This is a genomic window from Shewanella sp. UCD-KL12, assembly GCF_001957125.1.
Taxonomy (GTDB): domain Bacteria; phylum Pseudomonadota; class Gammaproteobacteria; order Enterobacterales; family Shewanellaceae; genus Shewanella.
This window is the reverse complement of sequence record NZ_MPHJ01000011.1, coordinates 64,361-83,108: the sequence shown is the minus strand read 5'-3', so window position 1 is coordinate 83,108 and position 18,748 is coordinate 64,361. Positions and strand designations below refer to the sequence as shown.

The 18,748-nt window shown below is 45.8% G+C and carries 14 protein-coding genes; 9 read left to right on the top strand and 5 right to left on the bottom strand.

From position 1 onward, the window contains the following. Nucleotides 1–269: 269 nt before the first annotated feature. Nucleotides 270–893 (top strand): GDSL-type esterase/lipase family protein, encoded by a 624-nt coding sequence (locus tag BM736_RS17640; RefSeq protein ID WP_076414578.1) that lies wholly within the window; start codon nt 270–272, stop codon nt 891–893. A gap of 299 nt (nt 894–1,192) precedes the next feature. Then, a complete protein-coding gene (locus BM736_RS17635; protein ID WP_076414674.1) occupies nt 1,193–1,921 on the top strand; it encodes an HDOD domain-containing protein in 729 nt (242 codons plus the stop codon). Between the two features lie 127 nt (nt 1,922–2,048). On the opposite strand, the gene BM736_RS17630 is transcribed toward BM736_RS17635, so the two are convergent. Beyond that, nucleotides 2,049–2,954 carry a LysR family transcriptional regulator gene (locus tag BM736_RS17630; RefSeq protein ID WP_076414576.1) on the bottom strand — a complete coding sequence of 302 codons (906 nt, stop codon included), beginning with the start codon at nt 2,952–2,954 and terminating at the stop codon, nt 2,049–2,051. A gap of 233 nt (nt 2,955–3,187) precedes the next feature. Between BM736_RS17630 and metE the strand changes: the two genes are divergently transcribed. Further along, nucleotides 3,188–5,482, top strand: a complete 2,295-nt coding sequence (metE, locus tag BM736_RS17625) for a 5-methyltetrahydropteroyltriglutamate--homocysteine S-methyltransferase (RefSeq protein WP_179079074.1) — start codon at nt 3,188–3,190, stop codon at nt 5,480–5,482. Between the two features lie 103 nt (nt 5,483–5,585). Here the strand turns inward: metE and BM736_RS17620 are convergent, their stop codons facing one another. Continuing rightward, nucleotides 5,586–7,136, bottom strand: coding sequence for a glutamate synthase-related protein (locus BM736_RS17620; RefSeq protein ID WP_076414572.1), 1,551 nt, complete (start codon nt 7,134–7,136; stop codon nt 5,586–5,588). Nucleotides 7,137–7,547: 411 nt separating this feature from the next. On the opposite strand from BM736_RS17620, the gene BM736_RS17615 reads away from it, so the two are divergent. The 6 genes from BM736_RS17615 to BM736_RS17590 all read left to right on the top strand — a co-directional run bounded on the left by BM736_RS17615 (nt 7,548) and on the right by BM736_RS17590 (nt 16,239). After that, nucleotides 7,548–7,913, top strand: coding sequence for a hypothetical protein (locus tag BM736_RS17615; RefSeq protein WP_076414571.1), 366 nt, complete (start codon nt 7,548–7,550; stop codon nt 7,911–7,913). A gap of 318 nt (nt 7,914–8,231) precedes the next feature. Beyond that, a complete protein-coding gene (locus BM736_RS17610; protein ID WP_179079071.1) occupies nt 8,232–9,401 on the top strand; it encodes an efflux RND transporter periplasmic adaptor subunit in 1,170 nt (389 codons plus the stop codon). Next, complete coding sequence (locus BM736_RS17605) at nt 9,398–12,526, top strand: efflux RND transporter permease subunit (RefSeq protein ID WP_076414569.1); 3,129 nt, start codon at nt 9,398–9,400, stop codon at nt 12,524–12,526. The genes BM736_RS17610 and BM736_RS17605 overlap by 4 nt, the downstream gene beginning before the upstream one ends. 70 nt (nt 12,527–12,596) lie before the next feature. After that, nucleotides 12,597–14,675 carry a protein-disulfide reductase DsbD domain-containing protein gene (locus BM736_RS17600; RefSeq protein ID WP_076414567.1) on the top strand — a complete coding sequence of 693 codons (2,079 nt, stop codon included), beginning with the start codon at nt 12,597–12,599 and terminating at the stop codon, nt 14,673–14,675. Between the two features lie 164 nt (nt 14,676–14,839). Further along, complete coding sequence (locus BM736_RS17595; protein ID WP_372828706.1) at nt 14,840–15,682, top strand: DsbA family protein; 843 nt, start codon at nt 14,840–14,842, stop codon at nt 15,680–15,682. Nucleotides 15,683–15,744: 62 nt separating this feature from the next. Further along, nucleotides 15,745–16,239: a protein disulfide oxidoreductase gene (locus tag BM736_RS17590; RefSeq protein ID WP_076414670.1), complete on the top strand. Its 495-nt coding sequence runs from the start codon at nt 15,745–15,747 to the stop codon at nt 16,237–16,239. A 53-nt stretch (nt 16,240–16,292) separates the two neighbouring features. On the opposite strand, the gene BM736_RS17585 is transcribed toward BM736_RS17590, so the two are convergent. The 3 genes from BM736_RS17585 to BM736_RS17575 form a co-directional block, all read right to left on the bottom strand. Further along, entirely contained in the window at nt 16,293–16,697 is a 405-nt protein-coding gene (locus tag BM736_RS17585; RefSeq protein ID WP_076414563.1) for a RidA family protein, read from the bottom strand. A gap of 175 nt (nt 16,698–16,872) precedes the next feature. Next, on the bottom strand, nt 16,873–17,238 hold the full coding sequence (locus tag BM736_RS17580; RefSeq protein WP_076414561.1) for a hypothetical protein: 366 nt from the start codon (nt 17,236–17,238) through the stop codon (nt 16,873–16,875). A 185-nt stretch (nt 17,239–17,423) separates the two neighbouring features. Beyond that, nucleotides 17,424–18,740: an FAD-binding oxidoreductase gene (locus BM736_RS17575; RefSeq protein WP_076414559.1), complete on the bottom strand. Its 1,317-nt coding sequence runs from the start codon at nt 18,738–18,740 to the stop codon at nt 17,424–17,426. Nucleotides 18,741–18,748: the final 8 nt, after the last annotated feature.

The window sequence follows — 18,748 nt, the reverse complement described above, 5'->3', positions numbered from 1 at the left end:
CTTTCTCAGAGCTTTAAATTCAAGGCGCATTGCTGAAGAAATGGTTATTCCCTTTAAAGGCAGTGGAACGCAGAAGTAAAAGTTCTGAGAAGCTCACGTAGTGCGGGTTTAAAAGCGCTTTATGCCGCGTAAGTGGCTCTCGATATAGAATAACTATTAACTTCAATCCCCTTACTTGCCTACAGCACTTTTAATTCCCGCTGAATGAACACTTATTTAATAGAACTGGTATTATTAATTGGCAACTCTTATATGTTTGAGGTTCATTGATGAAACGTCAGTTGATGTGTCGTATTGCGACTCAAATGCTAGTACTTGTGTCGCTGTTATTGCTGCAAGCTTGCTCTAAAGTTAGCATGCCTGCGTTATCAGATAATGCTCAGATATTAGCTTTTGGCGATAGCCTTACCTATGGCAAAGGGGCGAGGGATGGGGGTGATTATCCAGCGGTATTGTCTGAGCTGACAGGCATGAGGGTGATTAATGCTGGGGTGTCAGGTGAAACGACAACACAAGGCTTAACGAGACTCACGGCATTGTTAGCACAAGAGGAGCCGGAACTACTGATTTTGCTAGAGGGGGGGAATGATTTTTTGCGTAACCATGATCTTGCTAAAACCAAAGCTAACTTGGCTGCAATGATTGAACAGGCGCAAGTGCGATCAATCCCGGTCTTGCTGCTTGCAGTGCCTCAAAAGAGTATTTTTCTTTCACCTGCAGAGATCTACAGTGAGTTGGCTGAGGAGTATGAGCTGGTCTTTATGGAGGAAACGTTAACCGACCTACTGAAAACGCCTTCGATGAAGTCCGACACGATTCATTTAAACAATCAAGGTTACCAGGCCTTAGCCACTGCGATCCATGACAAGTTAATGCAAGCTGGGGCACTTTAGGCAGGTTTGTTTCTCTATTCGCGACTCATTGTCACTTTCTGGGTTTACAGGGGCGAGCGTACTTCATAGCAACCTAGATACGTTATGATTATTAAAGGGGGATTAAAGATGGTTGATAACGCTTCATTATTGAAGGAACTTGGTGATTTTCTCCCTATTTTCAGACCTTCTGCAGATAATTTGAGTTAAAGTATTCATTTAAGCGAAATCAACTTGACCATAGCACTTGTTTTATGGGTAAATTCCCTGATAACAGATGGCATAATGTCAAAAATAGAAACCTAGGTAACAAACTCCCCATGACAGATCTTGAGCATCAGGTGTTCACTCAAGTACGTGCAATTATAGGCAATGAAGAACAGGTCATTGGTCGTCGCGGTATATTGATCCCATTAAAGAAAGCTATCATTGCCGATGGCGATATTCGTAACGTTATCGATATTGTTTCGTCGGATCCTGCATTAGCGGCCCACATGCTTTGGCGAAGTAATACGGCGATCAGTGGTGCTAGAGCTTCGACTAAGAACCGCTCATTGAAAGATGCTTTAGTGCGTTTAGGTCAGGTAAATATTTATCGATATGCTTTTACCTTCTATTTGAAAGAGCGTCTCGATGAGCTACCTCAGCCTTATAAGAAGCTAGTACAAGGTTACTGGAACTTAACAGAGAGCATAGCGACTGATGCTGTCGATAGCTTGCATAATATGGAAGGGGTAGATATTAGCCCTGATGAAGTGCAAACTTTAGCCCTGTTCAGTGTATTTGGTGAGATTATCGCATTGACTGCGTTTGCTTACCTGAATGCAGATTCAGAGGAGTCTTTCCCACTGAGCATTATTAAGTCATTGATTGATAATCAAAAGCAGACGCTTACCATAGAGGCGTTTGAGTCACTAGGCTTAGATGAAGAGCTAAAAGATGAGTTTATGGTCGCCCATAACCTACGTCAGACGAGAAACCCAGATTCACCGGGCTTAGTCCTTAGACGCGTATTGTCTATGAGAAACCAACTGCTGAAGCCATTGTAAAAGAAGGTTCGAGTATCGAGACGCGAGTTAAGAGCATCAGGCTGTAGCTCGCAGCTTTCTTAGTCCTGTCTGTATAGCTAGATCCTAGCAACTTTTTACTAGAACCTAGGTTCTGGTTACCGCTTTTTTAATTCAACTTATGTTGTTTCGCTAATCCCTCTTTTGCGACTAATTTCAGCCATTGCTGTGCCAGTCGAGAGGTTGAGCTATCTTTGCGATAAGCGCCAAACAGTGGGCGCTTTAAGCCCTCTGCACCTAGCTTAACCGAGGTGAGGTTTAAACCGTAGGATTCGCTAATTGACCAAGTGGGTAGGGCGGCAACTCCATCTTTGCAGGCGATACGCTGTAGTAACATCATAGTGAGATCGCAGCTGATCTGCTCGCCAGCTTCAACCCCTGCAGGCTCAAGAAAATGACGGTAGAGATCTAAACGCTGCAAAGGCACTGGATAGCTGATGATAGAACACTTTTCTAGTTGCTTAGGCGTGACAAACTCTTGCTGCGCCAATGGATGATCGTTGGCGACAACGAGCTTAACCTCGAAATCAAAAAGGTGTTGATAGGCGATAGACTGACCTGGCACTGGATCTGAGGTGAGTACCACATCGAGTTCGCCCATCTCCAAGGCATTGAGTGAATCAAACAGGTGGCGACTTGATAGGTCTAGATTGACACCTGGGTAGGCATTTCTAAACTGCTCCATTACAGGCATTAGCCAGCGAAAGCAGCTATGACACTCTATGCCTACTCCAAGCTGGTTAAGCTCGTCATTGAGCCCCTGTTTGAGGTCAAATTCAGTTTCTACCACCTTAGGTAAGATCTCTTCAGCGAGATTAAGTAATCGTGCTCCCTCCTGTGTAAAAGAGAGTGGTTTACTTTTTCTGACAAAGATTGATGAGTTAATTCGGGTTTCTAACTCCTTAATCTGATGAGAAAGCGCAGACTGAGTGACGAATCGCTTTTTGGCTGCACCAGCAAGACTTCCTGTCTCTTTTAAGGCTACTAGTGTACGTAAGTGTCTAAGCTCAATCATAATATACCTACTTTATCTCAACATGAATTTTGCTCATGTTGCGCTTGAAATCAATTCGTTTGTCAGAAGCAAGCCTATCACAATAAACTTCTAGACGTCCAGACGCCCAAATGTGTATTTACATCAAAGGATGCTAAATCACGATGAGTCGCTGATAACACAAATGGCGCGTTTACTCTGAATTCTGCTCATATTAAAGCAAAAAGGTATACAATATGCAAACTTCTCAAGCGATACAGATAGCGAACTTAGGTTTTCCAAGAATTGGTCGTCAGCGTGAGCTTAAATTTGCTCAAGAGAAATATTGGCGCGGTGAGATCACTAAAGCTGAATTAAAGCTGGTGGCAGCAGAGCTACGTAAAACGCACTGGGAATGGCAAGCACAGGCTGGCGTATCTTTACTACCTGTTGGGGATTTTGCTTTTTACGATCAAGTGCTGACATTGAGTGCCACCTTGAATGCCATCCCTGAGCGTCATCGCAATGAAGGCGCAGAGAGCAACAAGGTGGATTTAGACACACTATTTAGGGTTGCGCGTGGACGAGCGCCGTCGGGTAAAGATGCACCGGCTGGCGAAATGACTAAGTACTTTAATACCAACTATCACTACATCGTGCCTGAGCTAACCGCAGATCAAGAGTTTAGCTTAGCCTATGAGCAGTTCTTTGAAGAGGTTTCAGAGGCTCAATCTCTGGGTTATGCCGCTAAACCTGTGCTACTGGGGCCGGTTTCTTACCTGTTCTTATCTAAAGCTGTAGGCAGTGAATTTGATAAGCTATCACTTCTGCCTAAGCTGATTAACACTTATGCGGCACTCTTGGCTCGTTTCAGCGATCAAGGTGTAGACTGGGTGCAACTCGAAGAACCCATTTTAGCCTTGGAGCTGGACAGCGATTGGCAGTCTGCGATTACATCGACCTATGAAGCGTTGAAAGAGACTCAGGTCAATGTGCTGTTGGCGAGTTATTACGGCACCATCGCCCATCATCAGGCATTAGTATCGGCCCTGCCTGTTGCTGGTTTGCACTTAGATTTAGTTACCGCACCAGAGCAACTTGCTGTATTTGCTGAAAACCTTCAGCCTCAGCAGGTGCTCTCGTTAGGGGTTATCAATGGCCGTAATGTTTGGGCTGCTGATATCGATTTGATTGCTGAGCGTATCAGCTCTGTGGTTAACGATCTTCAAGGGCGAGTCTGGATTGCACCATCTTGTTCTTTGCTACATAGCCCAGTTGATCTTGATGTAGAAGCTAAGCTGACACCTGAGCTTAAACAACAGCTGTCTTTTGCTAAGCAGAAACTGTCTGAATTGACCCAGCTAAAAGCCTTGCTTTCTACACCTGCTGACAGTGCAGAGAAAGGCTTGATTGATACCACAATTGCAAGCTGTGTTGCACGTCGTAATGCCAGAGATGCCGCTGCTGATAGGCAAGTGATTGAGCGAGTCGCTGCACTTAATAGTGATGATTATGAGCGCGACACAGCATTTGCTAATCGTCAGACGATTCAGCAACAAAAATACCAGCTCCCTCTGTTACCAACGACAACCATAGGCTCATTTCCACAGACTCCAGCTATTCGTGGTTTACGTAGTCGCTGGCGTAAGGGTGAGATCACCGAAGATTTTTACAATGACCAATTACGTCAAGTAACCAAAGATACGGTTGACCGTCAGCTAAAGCTAGGCATAGATGTGCTGGTTCATGGTGAAGCGGAGCGTAACGACATGGTTGAGTATTTTGGCGAGCAGTTACAAGGTTTTGCCTTTACCCAGTTTGGTTGGGTGCAAAGTTATGGCTCACGCTGTGTTAAGCCCCCATTGATTTTCGGCGATGTATCACGCCCAGTTGCCATGACTGTTGAGTGGGCAGAGTTTGCACAGAGCCTGACTGAAAAACCAGTAAAAGGCATGCTAACAGGCCCGGTGACTATTTTGCATTGGTCATTTGCCCGTGAAGATATTAGCCGAGAGCAGATAGCGACTCAAATTGGCTTAGCTATCCGTGATGAGGTGGTCGATCTGCAAAATGCGGGTATAGGTATTATTCAAATCGATGAGCCAGCTTTCCGCGAAGGTCTACCGCTGAAGAAGAGTGACTGGGAGGCTTACCTTAAGTGGGCGGTCGATGCCTTTAAGCTCAGTGCTGCAGGTGTCACCGATGAGACGCAGATCCATACCCATATGTGTTATAGCGAATTTAACGAAACTATCGCGGCTATCGCTGCCATGGACGCCGATGTGATCACTATCGAGACCTCACGTTCTCGCATGGAGTTATTGACCGCCTTTGAGGATTTTGAGTACCCAAATGAGATAGGTCCAGGTGTTTATGATATTCATACGCCGAACATACCAACGGTCGATGAGATGGTTGAGTTAATCGAAAAAGCCGCCGACAAGATTGCCGTTCGTCAGCTTTGGGTTAACCCAGATTGTGGCCTGAAAACCCGCACATGGGATGAAGTTGAACCCGCCCTGAAAAACCTAGTACAAGCGACTAAAGTACTCAGAAGAAGGTTGGGATAAGACAGCCATAAGCGAAAGACAGAGCTAAGAAAGCTGTAAGCGATAATAGGGCTGAGAAGTGAAGCGTTCCTAGGCTATAGCGCCAAGGAACGCTTAGTTTTCTCTAATCCAGCGGCGTAAAGCCCGCATACCTGATACCTGAAAGGTGTGCCATCTCTCTGTGCCAGGTGGCGAGATCATCTCGGTTAAAGTCACTTAACTTATGGTGACCACAAGCACGTGCCATTACCTGCATCAGCTCCACAGACGCGTTGAAGAAATTGGCTAACTGCTGTGATGATTTATCGACATTGAGTCGTTGACGCAGATCGGCATTTTGAGTGGCGATACCTGCGGGGCAATTATTGGTGTTACACATTCTTGCCGCAACACAGCCGATGGATTGCATCGCACTATTTGATATAGCAACACCATCAGCACCAAGTGCCATGGCTTTAACAAAGTCCATGGGCACGCGTATTCCGCCTGTGATGATTAAGGTGACTTTTCCACTTGCCCCTTTTTCATCTAAATAGTGACGAGCACGCGCTAATGCTGGAATTGTGGGTACACTGATATGGTCGCGAAACATCTCAGGTGCCGCACCCGTTCCGCCACCACGGCCGTCGAGAATGATGTAATCTGCAGTGGCATCCAAGGCAAATTGGATATCCCGTTCGATATGATTGGCACTGAGTTTAAAGCCAACAGGCACACCACCACTGACTTCACGAACGCGATCGGCAAAGCGTTTAAAGTCACAGGAATTATTAAGTGCTTGGAAGGTCGGTGGAGAGATGGCTGGTTCACCTTCGGGGATGCCGCGCACTTGAGATATTTTGCCTTGATTTTTTATACCTGGAAGGTGGCCACCTGTCCCGGTTTTTGCGCCTTGCCCTCCCTTAAAGTGAAAGGCTTGAATATCGTGGAGCAACTCCTCTTTATAACCAAATTGCGCACTGGCGAGCTCATAAAAATAGCGGCTGTTTTGTGCTTGCTCTTCAGGCAGCATACCGCCTTCACCCGAACATATGCTTGTTCCTGCCAGCTCTGCTCCCTTGGCTAGCGCCGTTTTAGCTTCTTCCGAGAGGGCGCCAAAACTCATATCAGAGACAAACAGCGGGATCTTAAGTTTGAGTGGCTTACGGGCTTCAGGCCCTATGATGAGCTCTGTTTTTACCGCTTGATCTTCAAGTAAGGGCTTAGTAGCCATCTGGGCTGTCATGATTTGGATATCATCCCAATGGGGCAGTTGATGCCGTGGTACGCCCATAGAGGTCATTGGGCCATGGTGACCAAGCTTAGAGAGGCCATCGCGGGCGAGCTGGTGGATAAACTCAACTGTAGGTTCTTCAATGGTGGCTTTAGCGGTAGGCATAGCATTTGAGTGACTGCTTTTAGTGACTCCCGGCCCTTCTTTGCCCACTTGCTTAGCGGTGAACTGCTTGTGGCTACCGTCGCAAAATGGTGCATTGGCTGTGTGTTTACAGGCGCATAAAAAGGCATCGCCATCTTGCTCTGCCGTAAAGGCCTGAGGTTTAAATGAGGTGCCAGCATGTGAGCCATCGCAGAAGGGTTGCTTCTTTGATTGGCCGCAAGCGCAGAAGTAATATTCTTGCCCTTTGCTGAGTTCAACTTTCTTAGGTTTATTGTCCGCTATAATCGGTTTGCTCATACCTTCTCCTCGAAAACTATCAGGGTGCTTGATGAACGACTTTTACAGATTGGTATTAGATGGTAATGATTGGCTGTTCTACGACTGAAGCACGCATGTAGCAAAATTGCTGTTAATTAATCTTATCGTTTGATGTTTTTTTAACCTTATAAAGATAACTTAGATTAAGCGCTTTTGTTATGCAATAGATTGTTTTTTATTCACTTAATGAGAATGAAAATTGCTTGAGAAAATATTTTAATTTTTTATGAACTATTTTTAGCTTTGTCCGGTCTTATCCACCATGTAGCTGCGCACATCTGTTGTCAGATGCGATGCATAGCCGAACTATTTTTAAGACATCTAGTATAAGAAAGGGCGTCAATCATCAATAAGTTTTTTGCTAATCAAACCGGAGATCGTTGGACAGTATTGGTTTTTGCCATACTGACACTTTTCTGTTTGACCCAAAATAGTGGAATACTTAACTTGGTACTCAAACAGCAGAGTACACAAGCGATAACGGCTACCTCGGCTATTGTTCAAACCAGTGCTGAAGCTGCAGAGCTTACTCAAGGCGCTGAGATTAAAGGGTTTGAATTTAAAACCTGTGAACTATCAGAAAAGTCCGTGCGTGTTTGTATGGATGCGCCTTCAAGTAGCGCCCCTTTATTAATATTGCTATTTTTACTGCCATTACTTCCCCTCGCTTATCGTGTCGTGACACGATCACCTGAGCCCTGTTATCAAGCTAAGCCCAGGCGAATACACCTCAACTTGTGTCGCTTTCAAGAGTAAAACTCAACCCTTCTCATATCATTTGATATAAGAGCTAGGTCGTGCAAAAACGTCGGTTTATTACTGCTCGTTCACCTTAAGGTTCACTGTATCTAGTGCTGTGGCTTTCATTAACCAATAGTGCGAGATCTTCAGTGTTTAGCTATTACAGCCTTAATTGACGAGTTCACTGAGCTTTACGTTATTACTTGCGGCTTACCTCTACATACGTTGTCTTTGCTGCGTATTTTCATCCTGTAGATATTTTTACTGCATAAGCACTCATTAGCTATGAGGCTTTAGCAGGTTAGCTCGTCGTTGACGGGAGTTGAGGTTGTTTTGAAATTAGAAAAAGTGTTGTTAGCTGGCACATGTATTCTGGCGCCAGTTGTGGCTACGTCTCTGGTCTTTACTGAAAAAGTCTACGCTGATGCAGCTGGAAGTCAGCCGCAAGGAGTCAATGCAGTTGGTGTCACCGCGAGCAGAGTAAAAGCCTTTGAGCATCACCATAACTTTAAGATCAAGGGGCGGGTAGCGGCCAAAGAGGATGTTGCTTTGCAGGCACAAGCGACAGGTTACTTGGTCGATAAGCACTTTAAAGAAGGGGATATGGTTGCTCAAGGAGAGCTGTTGTTCTCCCTTGATGACAGTCGATATCTGGCAAAGCTCTCTCAGGCTAAGTCACTACTTGTCAGCGCCGAGGCAAAATTAAATGTGGCAAAGCTAGAGCACAAACGGGGCCTATCTTTACTCCCTACGTCCTCAATTAGCGAAGCGGAAGTCGATCGATTATTAGCAGAGGAGCAGTTAGCTCGAGCTCAGATAAAGTCGGCTAAAGCGCAGATACAGCTAGCCAAAACTGAGTTGGGTTATACCCAAATTAGGGTGCCGTTTTCAGGGCGGATCAGCAACAGTAAAGTGGCACTCGGTGAGTTAGTTTCGCCTTCGAGTTATGCGCTAGCCGATCTTGTCACTGTATCGCCAATCGATGTGAGCTTTCAGGTGAGCGAGACGGTTTTTCATCAAACTAAGATGAAGATGCTGGCAACGGGATCTGAGCTGCCATCGGTTTCTCTATTTTTCAATTCAGGTGACCCGTTTAGTGAAGTGGGAGCGATCACTTACTTTGGTAACCGAGTCGATAAGGCTAGCGGGACGGTAGCGGTTCGAGCAGAGTTTAATAACGAGGCGCAGCTGCTCTTGCCGGGCCAATATGTAGAGTTGACTGTCACCGATAGCCAATCGACACCGGTTTTACTGCTGCCTCAGCGGGCATTAATGCAGGACTTATCCGGATTTTATGTTTTTGTGGTTAACGGCAATAACGAGGTAGAGCGTAAAGATATCGATGTTGGCGAGCAGGTGGGGATGAATATCATAGTCAACAGTGGAGTGAGGGCTGATGATGTCGTGATAACCCATGGGCTGCAGCAAGTTGTGACTGGCTCAAAAGTGAAAGCGACACTCGTTGATAGTGCTCACTCCCACTTGATGGTGGCAGGCGCATGATCAGTCAGTTCTTTCTCGACAGGCCCAAATTCGCCATTGTTTTGAGTTTGATCATTACCTTGGCTGGCGTCATTGCAATACCTAACCTTGCAGTGTCTCAGTTCCCCGTTATTACTCCGCCACAGATCCAGGTGACGGCGTCGATGCGCGGGGCAAGTGCGTCAGTGGTAGAGGAGACCATTGCTAGGCCTATCGAAGATGCCATTAATGGCGTTGAAGATATGATCTATATGAGCTCCAAAAGCAGTAACGATGGTACCTACCGTCTATCTGTGACTTTTGAGGTGGGGACCGATCCCAGTATTGCACAGGTAAATCTGCAAAATAGATTGGCACTGGCAGAGCCGATGTTACCCGCAGAGGTCTTGGCCAATGGCTTAAGCGTTAAAAAATACTCACCTGATATCCTTATCATGATCGACTTTACATCGACTGAAGGTCAGATTAGTGAGCAGGTATTGTCGAGTTTTGTCGCCTTGCAAGTTACCGATAAGCTGACTCGCATAAAAGGGATCTCTGAGTCGATATTATATGGTAATCGATTCCTTAGCATGCGCATGTGGCTGAACCCAGATAAGATGGCTCACCTGAATATTACCGCTTCTGATATCCAGCAGGCGCTCATTGAGCAAAATATTCAGGCCCCATTAGGAAGCGTAGGCGCAAGACCGAATGATAAGCCGTTAGAGGTGCAATACGCCTTGCTGACCCAAGGCAGGTTGTCAAAGGTTGAAGAGTTTGAAAATGTCATCTTGCGTGCAGATAAAGCAGGAAACACGGTTTACCTGAAAGATGTTGCCAGGGTGGAGTTAGGTCAGGAAGATTATGTTGGTGCAGGGATCAGTGACGGTAAGCCTTCGGCACAAATTCAGGTCACCACGTTGCCGGGGGCAAACGCTATTGAAGTGGCTGATGCGGTAAAGTCGGCCTTAAAAGAGATGGAAGCTTTGATGCCTGAAGGGATGATATATAACACTCAGGTTGATACCACCTTGTTCGTGACAGAGTCAATCAAGGGGATGTTATGGACATTGGTGCTCGCGGTGGTTTTAGTGGTACTGGTGACCTATCTATTTTTGGGATCGATGAGAGCGACATTGGTGCCATTAATCGCGATTCCAGTTTCGATAGTGGGCAGTTTTGCATTAATGCTTGCCGCTGGTTTTGGTATCAATACCGTGACCTTGTTTGGGCTCATTTTAGCCATTGGTATTGTGGTCGATAATGCCATCTTGGTGATTGAAAATGTCGAAGCTAACTTGGCTCAAGACCGAACTCTTAGTGCAAAAGCTGCAACACAGATGGCGATGAAGCAAGTTACTGGGCCGATCATTACCTCCACACTGGTGCTGTTGGCTGTGTTTATTCCTGTGACCTTGCTGCCAGGGGTTACCGGGATCATGTATCAGCAGTTTGCTATGACCTTGATATTCTCCCTGATATTGTCAGCGATTGTGGCGTTAAGCTTAAGCCCTGTCTTGTGCTCATTGCTGTTAAAGCCTGGCCAGCAAGATTACCCCAACTGGTATATCCGTTTTAACCGATTTTTTGATAGTGTCACCGCGCGTTACAGTCAGACCGCCGCGGTGTTAATCAGAAAGCGTGTGGTTTTAGTCGTAATGTCGCTGGGCGCTGTCGCGGGTTTGGTTTATCTGGTTCAGTCGACCTCGACAAGCTTTGTGCCGAAAGAGGATAAAGGGATTTTCTTCGTTAATGCTATCTTGCCTGACGGAGCCAGTTTAAGCCGTACAGAGCATGTGATCAGTAAGGTTGAAGCTTTTCTAAAGTCGGAGCCTAGCGTGCTCAATATCGCTTCATCGTCGGGTTACTCTGGCTTATCGGGGTCAATGCAATCTAACGCAGCTAGCATGTTTGTTAGTTTAGCCCACTGGGATGAACGCGCAGCGATGGAAGGTCTGCATGGGGTTGAGGATATTATCGCTAGGGTTGACGAGTGGGCGAAAGAGACATTGCCTGAAGCTAAGATAATCAGCTATGGTCCGCCGACAATTCCGGGGATAGGGTCTGGAACCGGGTTTGAGTTTGCGCTGCAGGACACATTAGGTCGTGATAAGGCTGAGCTGGGCGCTGTGATGCAAAGGCTCATTGAGCGTGCTAACCAACAGAGTGAGTTACGGGGCGTGTTCAGTGCCTTTAGGGCCAATGTTCCGCACTACTACTTAGATATCGATAGGCTTAAAGCTAAGCAGTTAGGTGTGCCACTCTCTGAGCTGTTTTTAACGCTACAGGTGAACTTAGGCTCTTTGTATATCAATGACTTCACTCAGTTCGGTAAGTCTTTTAAGGTGACCTTACAGGCCGATGGTGCCTTTAGGGAGACGGTAAAAGATATCGCCAGATATCAAGTGAGGAGCCAGAGCGGCGAGATGATCCCATTGAGCACATTAGTCTCAGTTGAGCCTACGTTAGCGCCAGATATTATCTGGCGCTATAACAAGTACGGCGGAGCAATCATTCAAGGTCAGGCTGCGGCTGGTTTCTCGACAGGCGATGCGATGCAGGCCATGGAGCGAGTGGCGGCTCAGGTGTTACCTCAAGGGTATACCTATGAGTGGAGCGGCCTGTCATACCAAGAGCAACTCGCAGGTAATATGGCCATCTATGCCTTTGGACTGGCCCTGATATTTATCTACCTGTTACTGGTGGCTCAATATGAGAGTTGGACCTTACCTTTTGCCATCATCTTAGTGGTGCCAACAGCGATTTTAGGCGGCATGCTTGCACTCAAGTTGAGCGGCTTCTCATTGAGCTTATATGCCCAGATAGGTCTGGTTTTACTTATTGCGATGGCGGCTAAAAATGCCATCTTGATCGTCGAGTTTGCTAAGCAGAAACGTGAAGCAGGTTTGTCGATTATCGATGCGGCAAAGCAAGGCGGAGCATTGCGTTTTAGAGCGGTAAACATGACCTCTTGGTCTTTTATCTTAGGTATCGCCCCACTGCTTTTCGCATCAGGTGCGGGCGCTGTGGGCTTACAAAATATTGGCTTTACCTTAGTGGGTGGCTTATTGAGTGTATTACTGATTGGCTCCTTTTTTGTGCCAGGGTATTACGCATTAATTCAGACGGCAAAAGAAGCAGCTGTTAGGCGGTTATCAAAGTGATTATCAGTATGAAATTAGAACGAAATTTTAGGTTTTTACAGCAAGTATTATTTTTAATTAGGAGAGTCAATTGAAGTCTTTAAAATCAATGTTTATGGCTTTGTGTGTCTTACTTACGATAAGCACCAGCCAGATTGCCATTGCCGCTTCCACCGGTTGGCTAACTAATGATAACCACCCTCCGGTGACGTTGAGGTTTATGTTAACCGGAGAGTTAGATCCTGTGACGAAAACCATGCCTGCCGTACTAGAGGTAAAACTCGAGGGCGACTGGAAAACCTATTGGCGTAGTCCGGGTGAAGGAGGCATCGCGCCGAGCATTAAGTGGGATAACTCGACCAACTTAGCGAATGTGGATTGGTCGTGGCCTTCACCTGACAAGTTCTCTTTACTTGGGATGCAAACCTACGGTTATCATGGGGAGGTGGTATTTCCTCTGTTGCTGACCCTTGATGATGCTGAAGCGGCGACCAAGCTCCATGGTAAGTTTACTTTGTCATCATGTACGACTATCTGTGTACTGACGGATTATGAGTTTAATTTAGATGTTAATCCGAGCGACCTTCGCGCCGACACTGAGGCCATGTTTGCCTATAATAAGGCGATATCTAAGGTGCCACAGAAGATTAGCCAATCTCAATCTGCTGACTCAGTTCAACTAGGTTGGGACAGCGGCAAGTCGCAGCTTGAAGTGACGTTAGATGGTAAGCAGTGGCAAAGGCCTGAGATTATTCTCGATGGTGAGCCTGACACTATTTTTAAGTTAGCCAGTACCAGCATGGTTGATCATGAAGATGGCAGCCAACAACTTGTCGCCATTTTCGATGGCGAGAGCTGGCTAGGCGCCCCTGAGTTACTGGGCAAAGCGCTTAATGTCACTGTGGTCGATAGCAATCGAGCACTTGAATATACTGCCCCTGTCAACGCCACCCAAATTGTTGATTCTGCTAGCTCGCTACTGACTATTTTACTGTTTGCCTTAATCGGCGGCTTGATTCTAAATGTGATGCCTTGCGTACTGCCTGTATTGGGAATGAAGCTTAGCTCAGTGGTCGCAGCGCCAGATCTAAAGCGTAATCAAATTCGTCAGCAGTTTATCGCCTCAGCATTAGGCATTTTAGTCTCATTCTGGTTGTTAGCTGGCTTTATCTTAGTGCTTAAACTTACTGGGCAGGCTATCGGCTGGGGTGTGCAGTTCCAGAACCCTTGGTTTATCGGCTTTATGGCTCTAGTGACCTCAGTCTTTGCACTGAACATGCTAGGGGCATTTGAGATTAATCTGCCTTCAAGCTTGCAGACTAAGTTAGCCACCATAGGTGGCAATAACAATCGCGGACACTTCTTGCAGGGGATGTTTGCCACTTTACTTGCCACACCTTGTAGTGCGCCATTTTTAGGGACCGCAGTCGCGTTCGCCCTAGGCGCTGATACCTTAAGCCTGTTTGTGATATTTACCGCATTAGCGGTTGGCATGGCACTGCCTTGGTTAGTGGTTGCTGCATTCCCACAGGTGGCGAGTTACTTCCCTAAACCTGGGCGCTGGATGAATGTGGTTAAGGTTATCTTCTCAGTGCTGTTGCTGATCACTAGCTTGTGGTTGATAAGCTTACTCAGCAGTTTCATTGATGTGAGCTATCTGTTTGTTGCTGCAGGTCTGCTTCTGCTCACCTTCTTTATATTTATGGCTAAAACCGTAGGGTTAGCGGCAGTTATCTCCACCTTTAGTGTCGCCTTGATGCTCGCCGCTGTGAGTGCATTTATGACCTCTGATGAGTGGGCTCAGCCTCTGCCGACAGATCTTGATTGGACGCCATTAAGTGAAACCTTGATCCAGGAGCAGGTTGCACAGGGGAAAACCGTATTTGTCGATGTGACCGCTGATTGGTGTATTACCTGTAAGGCCAATAAGGTCGGGGTGATACTGCAAGACCCTGTTTACAGTGCTCTGAAGCAGGACAATATGTCTTTAATGATAGGCGATTGGACCACACCATCACAAAAGATCACTAGCTACTTACAGAGCCATAATCGTTTTGGTGTGCCATTTAATGTGGTCTATGGACCTAATGCCCCTAATGGAATTGAGTTGCCGGTTATCTTGTCTTCAACGGATGTATTAGCCGCCATAGATAGGGCTTCAGCAAAATAATGGCTTAATGAGAATCGATAGATATCTATTGAATAAATTAACACCTGATTGAGAGTGATGCTAATTAATACACTGATTTTAGATCTAGTCACGCTCGAACAGATAAATTGAATAAGCGCTGTGCCTCAATCATCGGTGAGTCACAGCCAACTTGGAGTATGAAGATGTTACTTTCAAACAAAACAGATGCACAAAAACAGCACCAAGCAAATTCGTGGGTAAACCGTTTTTTTCAGTCTCGTAAGTTACAGTTTTTTGCAATGTCGGGAATAGCAGCATCCGTTGTGCTTATCTCATCCCAGCTGTCTTTTATTTCACCAGCCCATGCAGAGGTAACGAGTTTAACCCTTGAGCAGCAACAAGATGTGAGAAGCATTATTAAAGATGCCTTGATTAATGACCCAGAGCTTTTAAAAGAGGCGATTATTGCTTTGCAGACTCGAGAGCAGCAAGGTACTGAGTCTGCGAGACAAAATGCGTTGAGCGATAATCATAAAGCTATGTATGAAACTCAAAGCGATCCATGGAAAGGGGCTGAAAACCCAGAGATCACTATGGTTTACTTTACCGATTTTAACTGCCCTTATTGTAAGAAAATCGAACCTTCTCTCAATAAACTTATTGAGGAGTTTCCTCAACTAAAAATTATCGTCAAGATGGTACCGCTTCAAGGAGAGGGCTCTAAGATGGCGGTAGAGTTGGCGCAAACCGTATGGCTCAATGAGCCTGAGAAATATGCCAAGCTGAAAAATATGTTGATGTCGAGTCCTCGCCGTCTCGATTCAGCCTCTATCGCTAAGGTTGCTAAGCTCACTGATACCGAACAATGGCTAGGCAAAACCGATGAGCGTGTTGATGAGATGGTGCATGACAATATTAAGCTGATGAGAAACCTAGGTATAGGCGGTACGCCAAGCATGATTTTTGGCGATAAAGTCATTCCAGGCTTAGTGCCTTATGATGTGCTTAAAGAGCAGCTAGAGGAAGTGATAGAGGCTAAAGGTTAATGGAGAGTAAACAGAGCAGCGATGATGAGCGACAGGGTGATAAAGGCACTCAACTCACACCGATGAAAAGGGCTTTTGGCTGGGTTAAACAGTTAGCGCTGTTTATCGTATTTGCCATCGTCGTTACCGGCGTGATGGATATCTGGCGTGGTAAAGATATTCCACGAGATAACTTGCCTGATATCAAAGGTGTGACACTTGCTGGAAGTGATATTGACATTAAGACGATGAGCCAAGATCAGGCTGTTTTAGTCTATTTTTGGGGAACTTGGTGTCCAGTTTGTAACTTTGTTAGTCCGGCAGTGGATACGATGTCTGGCATGTATCCTGTTGTGAGCGTGGCGATGAATTCAGGTCCGGATGACAAGATGGTTAAGTATCTTGCTCATAAAGGCTATGAGTTCGATACCATCAATGACAGTAATAATGAGATTGCACGGGATTGGTCTGTGCTGCTTACGCCGACCTTGATGGTGTTAAAGGACGGTGAGCTTAAGCACTACACCACAGGCTTTACCAGCTTGCCTGGTATGTGGTGGCGCATGCTGCTGTCTTAACTCAGGTTAGAAATAAAGGTTAACAACAATAGAATAGCGCTTAGTTTTAAGCGCTAATCTATACAGTGATCGATATCTATGATTGCATCAACCTCTATCTCAATCAGCCATTTAGGGTTAATAAAACCACTGACCTCAACCACAGTCGATGCAGGCCTGATGTGTTTAAAATATTCACCATGAACTTTGGCTACAGCCTCCCAGTCTTTGATATTGGTCAGCATGATGCGAGTACGAACAACACTCTCTAAACCCACTCCAACAGCTTCTAGAGCATGAGTTACCGTTGCCATACATTGATGTAGCTGCTTAGCTGGATCGTTCAGACCTACGGTGTTTCCCTTATGATCTATGGGAGCTGTGCCGCCTACACTGATGTGATTGCCAACTCTAACGGCACGGGAAAAACCCACAATAGGTGCATAGGGGCTAGTGCTGGGAACTAAAGAACGAGACATGCTGACTCCAAATTGATCGTGTTTTCATAAGTATGGAGTGATTTAGGAATTTTGCCGTTTTTGTTATCAACTCTGTGCAAGCGCTAAGGTAGAAGTGTAGGAAGTAGAGAAGTATGAGTTGAAGTCGCAATGATCACTCGCATGATATTAATTGATTAGTAGATAATTCTTGTGGCTACTTGTTCGTAAAGCTAATTCTATATTGCTCGTCTATGGTGAAGCTGAGTTTAGTGCCGAGTTGGGAAAAACCACCGGGTTCAAACTCATATTCAATATGACCTTGTGCCACTTTAGCACCGTTAATTGAGATAAGCTGATAGGTGACGATCCCTGTTTTTTCTTGTGGTGAAAAATAGAGGGTTTGCCGGCTTTTAGCTTTAATGGGTTCGAAGCTAAGTTGGTTATCGGGAAGGGTGAAGTTAACCTGGTAAAAACTTCTATCGGATTGATTCTTTACAAAAATTTGTGGCGATAAAAAATGATAAGCGATACCGCTCATAATGATGAGTAAACAGAAAATGAGTCCAATAGTGCGCTTCATATACCTATCTTTTAGTTTGCCCTTAATTTAGCTTACCCGAATAGTGCTTAAGCAGCAAAGCGCTGCTTAATACTCGGATAACAACAAGCTATCAAAGTATAAGAGGCTGATAATCCCAAATAGTTCCACGTGTTCGTTTGAAACCATTGCAATAGTGCTATCAAATGAGTGCGCAAAGCGATGAACTAAGTAAAACGATTAATCGCAAAGGGAGTCAGATCTACGCTTGGTTTGTCACCGTTAATGATCTCACTGACAAGCTTTCCAGTGATAGGGCCGAGACTTAAGCCCATCATGGCATGCCCCGTTGCTACGGTCAGGTTATCGATTGAAGGCGCTCTGCCGATAATCGGGAGCCCGTCGGGTGTGCAGGGACGAAAGCCAGACCAGAAACTGTCACGATCCACTTGCTGGGCATCGAATCTTGGCAGGTATCGGCTAGCGGATTCTAGTAGTCCGCAGATCCTATTTTGACTTAAGCCTCTGATAAGTTGATCTTCAAGTGGACCTAGCTCCATGGTGCCACCAAAGCGGATTTTACCGTTAAATGGGCTCACTGCGACTTTGGCTTCACTTAAAATAAAGGGCGTTTTACAGTTAAATACTGGCTTGCTAGCAGTGGCTGCGTGGTTGTCTAAGGTGATACTGATCCCTTTCCCCGCCAGTACAGGCAGATTGAGACCAAAAAGTTTAGCCTGTGCGCTGGACCAAGCGCCGGTCGCGAGTACAAATTCACCAGCTTCAATCACCCCTTTAGTGGTGTTAATTGTCTTGAGTGTTTGCTTAGTGCCTTGGGGTTGAGTATTAAAGCTGGTGACTTGGGTCTGGGTTAGAAACTCGACTCCCTGACTTTTCAGGTAGTGAGTCATATTTGCAATAAACTCAAAAGGTTCGATATGCGCATCTTCGGGATAAAATGCTGCCCCCACAAGGTCGAAGTTCATCTCAGGCTCTAATGCTTTAAGGGCTTCTTTATCTAAGATTTTAGCCTTGAGCCCCAGACTATTCGCTTGGGCCACCGTCTTGGCCTCCTCATCTAAGCCAGATTGGGTTTTAAACAGCATCAAGAGGCCGTTTTGATGAAATTGAAACTCGAGTTCCTCACATTTATGCAGGGATTGATAGAGCTCAAGAGATTTAAGGTTGAGATCTAAAATCGCTTGCTGGCTTTGCTGTGAATGCGCAGCAGTACACTTTTTAGCGAAAGCGAGTAGCCACTTGATAAAATCCAGATCGAGGCTTGGTCTGACAAAAAAAGGACTTTTAGGATTAAGCATCCATTTCAGCCCTTTTTGGATCATGCCCGGCGCGGCTAACGGAATGAAGTGGCTGGGGGTAATATAGCCAGCATTACCGAAAGAGCAGGCTTTACCTATCTCATCCTTCTCGATAAGCACCACCTTTTTACCCGCTTGATGCAGGTAGTAGGCTGTGCAAATTCCGATTATCCCACCGCCTATGATAGCGACATCCTTGTTACTCTTGATTGGGCTAAGCGTCATGGGAGTCC